This window comes from [Chlorobium] sp. 445 (assembly GCA_002763895.1).
Lineage (GTDB): Bacteria > Bacteroidota > Chlorobiia > Chlorobiales > Thermochlorobacteraceae > Thermochlorobacter.
On sequence record NSLH01000007.1, the window covers coordinates 92256 to 105168 of the forward strand.

Here is a 12913-nt window from a genome sequence, read left to right on the forward strand (position 1 = left end):
ATCGCACATGCCTCAAAACCAGCGTGCCGAACGAAACCGCACCCTCACGCTCACACAGAGCGAACTTGTCGCTTACTCCAAACGCCTCAAACAGCTTCAAGCTAAAGCCTCACAGCACGATATTGAAAACAGCATTTTGCACAACGACCTCTTTGAAGTCCTTGACTTTCTGCCTGAAGTCTGTGTCGATCTGCTCATTTTAGATCCGCCTTACAACCTTACCAAATCCTTTAACGGCAAGACCTTCAAAGCACGAACGACTGCCGAATACATTGCCTATCTTGAGTCGTGGCTACCCAAGCTGCTGAAGACCTTGAAACCGACGGCAAGCCTTTATCTATGTGGCGAATGGCGCATGTCAGCAGCGTTGCAACTTGTCTTGGAGAAGTATCTTATTGTTCGAAACCGTATCACTTGGGAGCGTGAAAAGGGTCGGGCAGCCAGACGCAATTGGAAAAATTGCTCTGAAGACATCTGGTTTTGCACGCTCTCGGATGATTATGTCTTCAACGCTGAGGCAGTCAAACTCAAGCGCAAAGTGCTTGCGCCCTATCGTGAAAACGGTCTGCCAAAAGATTGGGAGGAAACCGCAGAGGGCAACTTCCGCCTGACCGCACCTTCCAACCTTTGGACTGACATCACCGTGCCGTTCTGGTCTATGCCTGAAAACACTGAACATCCTACGCAAAAGCCTGAAAAACTTATTGCCAAGCTTATTCTTGCAAGCTCTAACGAAGGCGACCTTATTTTTGATCCATTCTTAGGGTCGGGCACAACGGCAGTTGTAGCTAAAAAATTGAACCGTCGATTTGTAGGTATTGAGAAAGAAGAATACTACGCTTGTTTAGCAGCAAAGCGACTTGACTTGGCAGAGCAAGATAAAACCATTCAAGGCTATCACGACGGGGTATTCTGGGAAAGAAATTCACTACATGCGATAGCTAAGCGTCGATCCTTCAAATCCTTAGCACACACATGTCCGATAGATTTTCTGCAAAGATAGAAAATTCTGCACTGTGCTTTGCTGCACTACGATGTTTAGCAGAGAGAATTTTCTATCTTTGCGTTTCTCTTTGTTGCCCAAACCAAAGCAGCAGTTGTTTCAACGCTTGCAACCATACAACTTAAACTTAGAATGCTATGTGCGGAATTGTCGGATACATCGGCAATAAAAATGCTGCTCCAATTTTGATTGAAGGCTTAAAAACGCTTGGAATATCGTGGTTACGATTCAGCGGGCATTGCACTGCTGAACGGTCATCTTGAAGTGCACAAACGCAAAGGCAAAGTCGCTGACCTTGAGCAAAGTCTGCCTGAAGACTTGCTTCATGCCACAATTGGCATTGGTCATACACGCTGGGCAACACATGGTGTGCCGAATGATGTCAATGCGCATCCGCACATTAGTGGCGATGGCACTATTGCTATCATTCACAACGGCATTATTGAGAACTACGCCGCCATTCGCACACAATTACTCCGTAAAGGGCATCATTTCAAGGGTGAAACTGATACAGAAGTGCTTGCGCATCTCATTGAAGAAGTTACCTCTGAAGTTGAGTGCGATTTAGAAAGTGCCGTGCGCCTTGCGCTCAAAGAAGTGGTCGGGACGTACGGCTTGTGTGTGATTTCATCGCGTGAGCCAGATAAGATTATCGTTGCGCGCAATGGTAGCCCGCTGCTTATTGGCATAGGTGAAGGCGAGTATTTTGTCGGCTCCGATGCCTCACCGATTGTCGGACACACACGCAAAGTTGTCTATCTCTCCGATGGTGAAATTGCAACGCTGACGCGCAATGGCTACAGCGTTAAGACCATTGAAAACATCGAGATGCCTAAGTCCATCGAAGAACTCACCTTTAGCATTTCGGAAATTGAAAAGGGCGGCTATGAGCATTTTATGCTCAAAGAAATTTATGAGCAGCCGGATTCGATTTTGAACTGCTTACGAGGTCGTGCCCTGCGCAAAGAAAATATGGTGCGGCTAGGTGGCATTCGTGAGCACCTTGAGACCCTGCGTCGAGCAAAGCGCGTGATCATTTGCGCCTGTGGTACAAGTTGGCATGCAGGACTTGTTGGCGAGCGCTTGATTGAAGATCTTGCACGCATTCCTGTCGAGGTTGAGTATGCCTCAGAATTTCGCTACCGTAATCCCATCGTTGGCGAAGGTGATGTGGTCATTGTGATTTCACAATCAGGGGAAACGGCTGATACGCTGGCGGCGCTGCGCGAAGCCAAATCACGCGGTGCACTGGTCATGGGCATCTGCAATGTTGTCGGCTCAACCATTGCGCGCGAAACACACTGCGGTGTCTACACACATGCTGGACCTGAAATTGGTGTTGCCTCCACGAAAGCTTTCACGGCACAAGTTACAGTGCTGGCGCTCATTGCCCTTTCGCTGGGCTACCGCCGAACACTGTCCGACGCTGAAGTAAAGAACTTTATCAACGAACTTTATCTTCTGCCCGAGAAAGTTCGACAGGTGCTTCTGCAAAATGAGACTATTGTGCGCATTGCTGAGACCTTCAAAGACGCACGCAATTTTCTTTACTTGGGGCGCGGCTACAATTTCCCTGTTGCACTTGAAGGTGCACTCAAACTTAAAGAAATCTCCTACATTCACGCCGAAGGCTACCCTGCCGCTGAAATGAAGCACGGTCCAATTGCGCTCATTGATGAAAACATGCCTGTGGTCTTTATTGCAACCAAAGATGCCATCTACCACAAAGTTATCAGCAACGTTGAAGAAGTGCGTAGCCGGAAAGGTCGCGTCATTGCAATTGCCACCGAAGGCGATGATGCCATCAATGATTTAGCTGAGTTTGTTATTCGTGTGCCTGAAACACTCGATGCACTTCTGCCTATTCTCACCGTTGTGCCGCTGCAACTCTTAGCCTATCACATTGCTGTGATGCGCGGCTGCAATGTCGATCAGCCTCGCAATTTGGCAAAGTCTGTCACTGTCGAATAACACTTTGCTGGAAGGCGATGACAGACACACTTCAGTTTCGGCTCTTGCAATTTGCGCGACCACTTGGTGCCGTGGCTGCAGCCTTTGCGATTGGAGCGATTTTTATTGCACTGATTGGACAAAATCCGCTTGAGATTTATGAGAAGATGCTCACGCGCACATTTGGCACAGGCTATGGCTTGGGGCAAGTGCTCTTTCGCGCTACACCGCTTATCCTGACAGGACTTGCCGTTGCGCTTCCATACAAAGCTGGACTTTTCAATATCGGCGGTGAAGGGCAGGCTCTGATGGGCACGTTTTTTTGTGCGCTGGTCGGCACAGCGCTTCCCGCCTCACTTCCTGCTTGGCTTGCCATTCCAACCTGCTTGATTGTCGCTGCAGGCGTGGGCGCGCTTTGGGCTGGCGCTGCAGGTTTGCTGCGCGTTCGCTTTGGCATCAACGAAGTGATTTCAACCATTATGCTCAACTTCATTGCACTTGCCATTGTGAGTTATTGGCTTGCACAAGTGGCCGTCAGCGGCACAGTGCGCACCGCTAAAATTATTCCTAATGCATGCTTACCTCGCTTGGAATTCCTTGAATTTACCGCAAAGTCGCCCCTGAATGCCGCCATTTTCCTCTCGCTCCTGCTTGCTGTACTCAGTAGCTTATGGCTCTCTCGTACGCGTTTCGGATATGAATTGCGTGCAGTTGGACTCAACGCTGAAGCAGCAAGGTATGCTGGCATCAACACCGGCTTTCATCTCTTTGCTTCCATGTGCATTGGAGGCGCCTGTGCAGGACTTGTTGCTGCAAACTATGTGCTGGGCTACCGGTACTACTACGAAGCCAATGGCGTCAGCGGCATTGGGTTTCTTGGTATCGCTGTTGCCATGCTTGCCAACGCCGACCCTCTGGGCATTTTGCTCTCAGCCTTGCTCTTTGGACTGCTCGACTACGGCGGGCTCACCATCAATGCGGATGTACCAAAAGAAATTTTCCTCATTGTGCAAGCTATCGTTATTCTTTTTGTGATTGCCGTGCAGCCATCTTCAACGAAGTCGTAGGGCTGTTAGCGTGCATCGTGTTCTAATTGCCGATACCGATACGGAAGTTAAAGCCGATGTCTTGGCGCACCGACTCAAAGATTTGTCCCCCACTGGCTTTTGGTGTGATACGCGAGTATCGCCAAAAGAAACTTGCATTGACGCGTGAGCTAAGGGCATAACCGATGCGTGGCTCAAAATTAAAGCGTACGGTGCCTATGCCTTGATTCAGACGTGGCTCACGTGCACCTGCAGGAAACGTAATTTGCTGGCGCTCTTCATCTGCTAGCGTAAGATTGAAACTCAAGTCTAAGGTATTCTCCAACACGGCGCCGTTAAAGGGCCAAAACTCCAACGGAATTTTCAACCCCTGCTTCTGGAAACTCATCGTAATTGAAAGCGATGCGCTCGTGGTCTGATCGAGTGTGTTATTAGCTAAAAGCAAACTCAAGGAGCGTGACGTGCCGTAAGAAATTGCCGTTGTCATACCAAATTTCCACTGCACACTTAGCCCGACCAGTGGCGAGAGTTGCTCTGTAACGGTCGAGTTTAAGACCTGTCGCTCATTGCCTGTTGGCTCCGTGTAGTTTGTCGTAAAGGTTGCGCTGTAGGCATGCTCGAGTGTTGCCGAAGCAAAGAGATCTCGAAAGAAAAAGAAGTTTTCAAGACCAGTCCAACTAATTCTCCAATTAGGTAAGGGAAAGCGTGAGATAGACAAGTCATCCATCCCGAAGAGTCTGCCCAGAGTTTGACCTAACGAGAACATTTCAAACCCGCGCTGAAAGGCTTTCGCCAGTCGCGCATTATCGCTTAAAAATCCACCGACGGAATCACGCGGAATTTGCTCAGCAAAACTTTCAATGCCTTTGAAGAGTGCCACAAACGACAGGGTTTGTGAACCAGAAAAATCATCTTGTGTGATTATGCCTGTGGCGCTGTTGATAATGCGGTTTTGATTATCTGTCCAGTTTGATTGAAAGTTGATATCGACCCGAAAATTCTCGGCAATGTTCCATGTTGTCTGCGCTGCGATGTTTGTTGATTTTGTGAACGCATCAGGGAAGGTTAGCACGGTATTCCCGATAGGCTCTAAGCGCAAGCGTTCGCCGGGGTCGTTGCTTAGTCCGAGTTGATAGGCAAGCGAAGGTGGCGCTGGCAGATCGGCGCGCTGCCCAAGATTAAACGGAAAGAAGTTAAAAAATCCAGCTCCGCCTGCCACACCCACATTGCGATACGTATTCGTTTGCGAATAGCGAAGGCTAATTTGATCGAAGTTGGTAAAGACTTTGAGAATGCTGCCAAGCCCTGAGAGCAAGGTGCCCAGCGAGACCGCAGCAGAATCTTGCTGCAAGGAATCGACGGCGACCGCACCCAAGGCAGGTTGCCCAAACGGATTTTGGTAGTAGCCGCCCCCAGAGCGCGTCCCACTGAATTTGTTAATCAAGCTGCGTATGTTGAGTGATATATTGACGTTGAAATTTCCTGTGCTTGATGTCACATTACCTAGTGGTTGGATAGCATCTGGCTGCGGATTTTGCCATGTATATTGCGCTGCGTAGTTGAAATTCAAATTTAGCCAATCTAAAATTTCAATGAGTTTAGGTCGCCAGTCAAAGGTGATATTTTGATTGTAGGTCTGATCGCGTCCGAGTGTAAAGCGCGAAAGATCTTGCAGCACGCTGCTCCACACCTCTGATTCGCTACGTTCTGTTGTATCAGCAACATTAAATACCGCTGAAAAAAGGTTTGACCCAATCACTGAGGAATATCGCATGCCGAATGTCTCGGTGATTTTGCCGTAGTCAATGTTCAGTGTGCGCGTTGCGTTGAAGAGTGCATTTGGCGTTGATGGCGGCTGACCACGATTTTGAAACTGTGCGCGTGAGCGTTGCAGTGCCAGCGATGTGCCTACGCTCTGTGGCAGGTAGTAAAACTTCCAGTCTTTATAGACATTGAGAATTGGGACTTTTTCCAAAAAGCGTAGGGGCTCGATGAAGAAACTGCCTTCTGAAGCGATTGGCAAACTGTATTCTGCGCTTGCCGACCATGACCACGAGTCGTTAAACGCTTGTACGGCAGAGCGCGAATTGGTTTGTGTGAAATTGTAGCCCAGAGCGATGCGATCGATGGTCAGACGCGCAAGCCAAAAATCTGAGGGTTGATTTTTCTGCACACGCGGAATACCAAACTGCATCGTTGTTGAAAAGGTCTGTGCTTGTCTGCGGATTTCTTCACCGAAGGCTCGTGCTTGTTCTTGTGTTGCACCGCGCTCGAGTGTATCGGCAACGATGCGGTCAATGGCTGCCTGTAGTTGAATATCGAACTGTCCTGGCTGAAACTTTGGCTCAGCAAATTGCTCTGCGCGTGCAAAAGTCATCGGAATAGACCAACCTGCTTCAGCTGGTAGAAACTTATGCAAATTGACGTTGCCGCTAAGTGCCCAGTCTAACGAATTATTTTGAGCAGCAAGTTGATTGAGTCGCACATCAATAGCGTGAAAGTCAGCTGTGCGTCTTGAAAATGTAGCGCTTAGCGAGGCGAAGTCTGCTAATTTGAGTGTCGCATTTGTACGCACTGCCCAGCCTGCCTCCTGATTGTAGCCAGAGACACGCAGTTCATTAATCCAAATTACAGCAGTGTCAATCGTTACAGGCGCAGGATTGCGAATTCCAACTAAGAAAAATCGAACATTGCCGAGCGTCGGATTGCCCTGAATAATAATTTCATGTCCATTTGGCAACCGCTCTCTGATTTGTCGCAGTGTATCGCGTGCGCGCAGTTTGAGTGCCGATAAGGCTTGCAAATCAATATCCACTTCATTTTCGCGAGGCCACACCAGACGCGCCACAGCTTCATAGTCTGGGGAATTGAGTTCGGGCACCACCACGCTTGGCGATGGTTTCACAGGAATGCGATACTCATAGTAGTTTTGTTCAATATCGTCGCCAAAGCGAATGATGGCTTGTGTGTTATTGGGGTCGAGTGGATTATTTGGGTTATAGATGATGCCACGTGCGTCTGCATGCAAAAAGGCACGCAATCGCCGATAGGGGTTAAGGTTAAAGCCTGTTCCTTGTCCGCCCAGCGCGAAGTTGCGAAACCCGCTGCGCACGCTGCCCGGCGTGATATTGCGTCCAATAATGACGAGTGACTGCTCATTGGCAAGAATATTCTGGTCGGGGCGCTGCAAATTGCGTGCGCGCTGTGCCCCGGGCGGAATAGCATAGACAGCGCTATTTTCTTCGACATTGATTGAAGCAATTGCAGATAGTGAATCGGTGCGTCGCCATTGTGAGCCGACAAAGTCGAAGGTTGCAAAGCCGATGCGTGCTGCTTGGCGAAAGCCATCCAGCCACAGCCGTGCATACGCGATGTTGCGAAAATCACCAATCTCACCCACACGATTCGTGAAAGCTTGCAGTGGAATGCGAAACTGCACCCAACCGCCATTGCGCTCACCGCCGCCAACAATGAATTTCCCGCGACCTTGACGCAATTCATTCGGATTGATAGGAATCGTATAGCGATAAAAACTATTCTGCCTATCTGTAGTTTGATTACCGTTGAGGTCCTCTGTATCAGGCAAAATTTTTGTGCCCACCAGTGCGCCTTGTGCGCTGCTGTTGCCTTCAGGATTCGCTACACGATCTAGCACACGAATGTCTGTGCCAGAAAAGTTATCTGCCGCAGGGTCTTCTTGCAGACGTAGAAACTCAGGATTATTCGCACCTAAAATTTCACGCGCACCGTTGATAAATGCACTATGGATTTGCCGTTCCAAAGCATCCGAGATTCCGTCCAGTCCTACATCTTCCGTGCCAACATCACCTGTATTGATTACCCCATTGACACGTGCCGGACTGGTGTTGATGAGGAATCGTCCATATCCATCTCGACCGATATCGTTTGGATTGTCGTTTTGTCCATTAGGGTCGGAGGAAATAGGCATCCCGTCTTCGGTATTCAAGCGCCCGTTGGGAATAACATCCTCGCTGATAATGCCCAAATCTAGATACAGATTGCCGGTGTCATTACCTGCACCCGACTCCAGCGCTTCATACTTGAACCAAAATTCAATAAACTCTACGTTCGCGTCTTGAATATTGCGCACAAACTGTGGAAAGCAGCGCATCACACCTGCCCATGCACTATCGGGGCGTGTCGTTTGTGCTTGCCGTAGAAAGTTCAGCGAGAAATTGTACTGTCCGCGCCGACGTGGGAAATATTCCAGGAAAAAAGGTCGCTGTTGCAGTTCTTCGCGTGCGGCACGGCGGTTTGGAAAAATCACATTTGTAGGCACGTTGCGTGGGTCGCCTTGCGGCAGTCGATACCACGAAAGATAAGCGCGCTGGGTTTGACGCACAGAGTCTTGAAACAGTGTTGGGCTAGGTATGTTTGCTGGCGGCGAAGCCAGCGTCCAGAGGTTGCTCTCTAAGCCGAGTGTGAGGTTTTGTCGTGAGCCTTCGAAGTCGTCAATGAAACTTACACCATCGGGGTCTATTGGTGTTTGCAACTCGCTGGGTGTGCCGGGCAAGACTTGCGCAAACTCTGCGCTCAGTGTCAGTTCCGACGGTTCTCGTGTGCTTAGCAATGGCAGTTCATCAATGAGACGTGTTAGCCAGGGCAAGTCAGATTTGAACTGCATATCGAAGCCATAGATGCGGTTGAAAATCGGCTCATCGCCCACGCGTACTTTGTCGGCAAGCGGGCGTTCAGCATATTGCAAGAAGGTGCCGCCAAGTTTGAAATTTTCGTTGAAGACATATTCGGCACGCGTGCCCAGAATAGTACGCGCCGCAAGCAAGACAATGTCGTTGCGTTCATACTCTACACGTAAGTTTGCGCCCGGCGACAGCAGTTCTGGACGCAAAATCTGAACCTGCCCGAGTTGATAATCGACTGTGAAATCAACTCCTTCAGTGAGAGGCTGACCGTTGCTTAGGACGCGCACGCTGCCTTGTGCCAAATTGAAGCCAATTTGCAATGGATTCTGAATGCCACCACTAAACTTTGCACGGATAATGTAGCGATTCTTTGTACCGGCATCGCTGGCTGTTGGTCGCTGCTGATTGAAATAAATTTCTTGATAGACAAAATTGCTATCGGCTGGATTCGTGAAATTGCCTGCAGCGTCCAGTCGACCTAACCGGCGCAGTTCGTCACGAATTTGTTTATCGAACGGGCGCAAATAGGGAAAGATGATGAGACCGCGCTGTGGGTCTATGGTCAAGCCTGGAATAAAGTCAAAGCGTTGATCGGGCGGCGGCACATTGTTCGGATTAAAGCGGTCTAAGCCCAAGAGCGAGATGAGAAATCCGCTGCCCGGAATCGGTAAGTTTTCTTGCTCGGGCGGCACATTGCCCGGCACAGAGTACAGCACTTTGAGACTAAAATTCTCTGGCGAGATGTTCTGTGCGCGTAAGCTATAAATGTTTTTGAGCATCAAAAGCCATGCGCCTTGATTGCTACTGGTCAATTGCGGGGGTTTGATAAGTTTGAGCACCAGTCTGCGTCGGGGCGGGTCGTTTGAAAAATCACCAATTTGCACAGGCGGCAGACCTTGGCGAGTAAATTGGTAAGAGACCGCAATGGCATCGCCGTCATTGACAGGGCTTCGAAATGAAATGTAGCCTAAGCGTCGGTCAATGGTGTAATCTTCCCCTTCTCTGAGCAAAATAAATTCACCCACAATGCCTTGTCCGACCGGCAAAGTCTCTAAGGTATCGGCATTGCGAAATCGATTGAGTATTGCTTCGCTTTGCGCTTCGGGCACATCATAGTAGCGTGGGCGTGGAAAGGCAAAGCCGACACCATCTTCCAACTTGCGTGCATCATAGGGTTCATCGCCATAGTTAAAGAGTGCTACAGCGGCACGACGTTCTGGGAATTGCTGAGCGCCTTGTTCCGGCAACCGCCACACCTCTACTCTGCCTAGTTGTCGCCCTTCTTGATCTTGTGGCACAATCACTTGTGGCAATTGTGTGGAAAACGCTTTATCCCAGTTTGTCGCATAGAAGTTGCTGATGAAAAAATGTCGCAAAATATCGTATTCCCACGCTTGCAAATTGACGATTGTCTCTTGCGACCCACCTGAAATGCTCAGCGCATCGGAGCGCCCACGCTGCTGTGACGCTACAGCCGTAAGCCCAAGTCCTGCCAGTTGCGCTTTGGCTTTAATGCCAAAGAGCGCTTGGCTACTGCCAATGAGCGATGTCGGCAAGGTCAGTGTCACATTGCCGGCTTCAATCGACTGGACGATGTCATCTTCATAGCCACGATAAGCAAGTTTAAGTTGGTTCTCGAATTCAAAGGGTCGCTGCGTGTTCCAATCTGCTGTCAGGTTCAGCTTATCGCCAATAAGACCGGAGAGATTGAATTGAACTTGTTGGTCGAAGCGTGGGTCAGCGCGGCGTCCTGCACCAATCGCGATGCGTTGTGGGTCTTTGCTATCCTCGAGCTCTACACCAGCACGAATATCGATATTGCCTGCCACTTGCAAACTTACGGTTGGTGGACCGAACAGCGTGGCAAAGAATGAACTCTCGCCACCAGGTACGAGAATTTGCAGTCGCGTAATGCGCCCCAACACATCAGAGAACGCATCTTGCGATTGCAGCTTAAACTGCTGCCCTGCAATCTCTCGGAAGTTTTGGCGTAGTGATGCCTCAAAGCGCAGTTTTTTGTACATCTCCAACGGCACACGCAGCGTCGGTCTGACGGCATAGCCTTCGATTTTCTCTGAAATCGTGATGAATTGACCGAGCGAATCGAGCAAGACTTCACGCTTGAGTGCGCTTTGAGGTAAAAAGAGCGGTGAAAGAAAGGGTTCATTGATTTCTATGGTCGGCTTACTTTTTCGGCGGTAAAGAAATTGCTCCACGCGCGCCGTTGAATCAAACGGTGTCGCTAGAAGGGAGTCAGTTACACTTGCAAAGCCGCTGTCTGCTTGTACGGAAGTCGTTGGCAACGCCATACGATTACGTTGCAGCAAATCCAGGCTATGCGCCGACTGCAATGTAGAATCTGTGGGCGGTACCGATCTAGTTTCAGGCTGCGTTGTATCGGAGCCCATAGCATGCCAATTGTCGTTTTGCCAAGGCTGTGTGAGCATAGCGCGTGTGGCAAGTCGTGTTGTCTTGCGCATCGTTGCTGGCTTAGTTTTTGCCTGATGCAGCAAACTTGGCAACCAGACTGTGAAACGCTCAGCGATTGTCTGCGCTATCGACAAATCACTCAGAAAAGGTGTGGCGGCAAAGCTGAGTACAACTGTCAACACACTTGCTAAGGCCACCATGCTTGCACTAGGCGACAGCATGAGTCTACGAGCCATGGCTTTGCACACATGAAGACAATGCTTCATCAGAAATTTGGATCTTGGCTGTCATCATTGAATTGCTGTGCCTTGCCTTGCTGTTGGGCACCTTATGTCAAATGAGGTGTTTGAAAATAGCACCCTCGGCATTTGACCTCAACAGACAAATTTGTCCCTAAGCGTCTGTATTGGCTACTGCCTTGACTCACAAGTGTAAGTTGATGCTAAACATTTTGTGTCAGTGTTGCATGCAGCCAGTTGGATTTGTTTTTTTGGAAAGATATGCAATCGAACTTATTCGTGGAGTTGTTCATCAATGTATGCCAGTATTTTTTTGATTTGTGTCAGGCGCTGTCTATCACTTGCAATTAGCACGGGGCATCGCTGTGCGTTTTCGAAGGCCTTACGCGCTTCCTTAAGTTGTCTGGTATCCATGTAAAGTAAACCCAGTTCGTAATGATGACGCATCGTGTTGGGTGAAAGTTCAATGGCTTTTTTGAGTGCTTTCTCGGCTTCGGCAAAGCCTCCTTCAGGCAAGCCGCCTAAAAAGACATTTGCAACTTGACGCTCAAACCAGCCGACATTTGCCAGTGAGCGATAAAACGAACCGAGAATTGAATACGCCACATCATCTTTTTCATTTAGCGCAATTGCCTTGTTCAAGGCACGCTGGATTTCTACGACAAGTTGCACTTTTGCACTGCCGCCGTAATACAGAGCAAGATTACCGAGCGCTGCCGCAAGCCATGTATAGGCTTCACCTTTATTCGGATCAGCTTTGATTGCACGGCGTGCATAATGCTCGGCTTTGCGGTAAAAACTTTCTTTTTCGGAGAAGGCGACCACATCACCTTGACAGACATAGACGCGCGCCAGTCGCCAGAGCAACTCTGCATCGTTTGGTGATTTTTCTAATGCAGCTTCATAAATCGTGATAGTGCTCGGATAGTCAATCTTGGCAAAGGCTTCATCGCCCACTGAAATAGATTGCAGGGCTGAAAAATGCGTGATTAAAAGAAATGCACAAAGGCGCATAATATGTTGGGTTGCTGTTGAGTTTTATGCATCTTGGCATGCACAACTAACGGATGACTTTGCATGGTCACTAAAACGGCGAAGATAAGCAGTAGTAAGTTTGGCAGCGATTCCTGAAAACCCGAAAAATAGATAGGTTGAGCCTTGTCCCCAAAAAAATTCTTTGCTATCAAGCGTAAATTTTGTTCGACCTGCACATCACTGAAAATGCAAAAAAAGTGCGATATTGTATAATTGCACGACAAGTTTCCTGATGCAGAAACATCTCCATTGAACAAGCGCCGTGCTTGTTATGAGCTGAATTTTTCAGCGCGTTTCGCTTGTTCGGAGGATGTACCAAGCCTCTCGTTCTTTCGTTTCTGTACTGATTTATCAACGCATTGCATTTGGAGTAAGCAGTATGACCGACTACAAACCCATGATTTTGAAGGGCTATCTTTCGCCCAAGGGGCACCTGCGCGACATCACCGACTACGAAGCACAAGGCGGCTATCAAATGCTCAAAAAAGCCTTTGCTATGAAGCCCGACGATATTGTCAATGAAGTCAAAAAGTCGGGCTTGAAAGG

The 12913-nt window shown here is 49.0% G+C and carries 6 protein-coding genes and 1 pseudogene; 4 read left to right on the plus strand and 3 right to left on the minus strand.

Annotated features, from left to right (window positions below; genetic code table 11):
• The first annotated feature begins 7 nt into the window (after nt 1–7).
• From CMR00_04525 to CMR00_04535, 3 genes and pseudogenes are all read left to right on the plus strand, one after another.
• Nucleotides 8–1003, plus strand: coding sequence for a site-specific DNA-methyltransferase (locus CMR00_04525; protein ID PIO48563.1), 996 nt, complete (start codon nt 8–10; stop codon nt 1001–1003).
• Between the two features lie 137 nt (nt 1004–1140).
• Nucleotides 1141–2974, plus strand: a pseudogene (gene glmS / locus CMR00_04530) (glutamine--fructose-6-phosphate transaminase (isomerizing)).
• A gap of 17 nt (nt 2975–2991) precedes the next feature.
• Complete coding sequence (locus CMR00_04535) at nt 2992–4020, plus strand: ABC transporter permease (protein ID PIO48564.1); 1029 nt, start codon at nt 2992–2994, stop codon at nt 4018–4020.
• A 22-nt stretch (nt 4021–4042) separates the two neighbouring features.
• Here CMR00_04535 and sprA read toward each other — a convergent pair whose 3' ends face one another.
• The 3 genes from sprA to CMR00_04550 all read right to left on the minus strand — a co-directional run bounded on the left by sprA (nt 4043) and on the right by CMR00_04550 (nt 12624).
• Nucleotides 4043–11359: a cell surface protein SprA gene (sprA, locus tag CMR00_04540; protein ID PIO48565.1), complete on the minus strand. Its 7317-nt coding sequence runs from the start codon at nt 11357–11359 to the stop codon at nt 4043–4045.
• Between the two features lie 246 nt (nt 11360–11605).
• The gene (locus CMR00_04545) at nt 11606–12346 is read right to left on the minus strand and encodes a hypothetical protein (protein PIO48566.1); all 741 of its coding nucleotides are present in this window, start codon (nt 12344–12346) and stop codon (nt 11606–11608) included.
• A complete protein-coding gene (locus CMR00_04550; protein ID PIO48567.1) occupies nt 12322–12624 on the minus strand; it encodes a hypothetical protein in 303 nt (100 codons plus the stop codon). Before CMR00_04550 ends, CMR00_04545 begins: the two co-directional genes overlap by 25 nt.
• A 53-nt stretch (nt 12625–12677) precedes the next feature.
• On the opposite strand from CMR00_04550, the gene CMR00_04555 reads away from it, so the two are divergent.
• Nucleotides 12678–12913, plus strand: a 236-nt coding sequence (locus CMR00_04555; protein PIO48568.1) for a hypothetical protein, incomplete at its 3' end; no start/stop codon positions are given.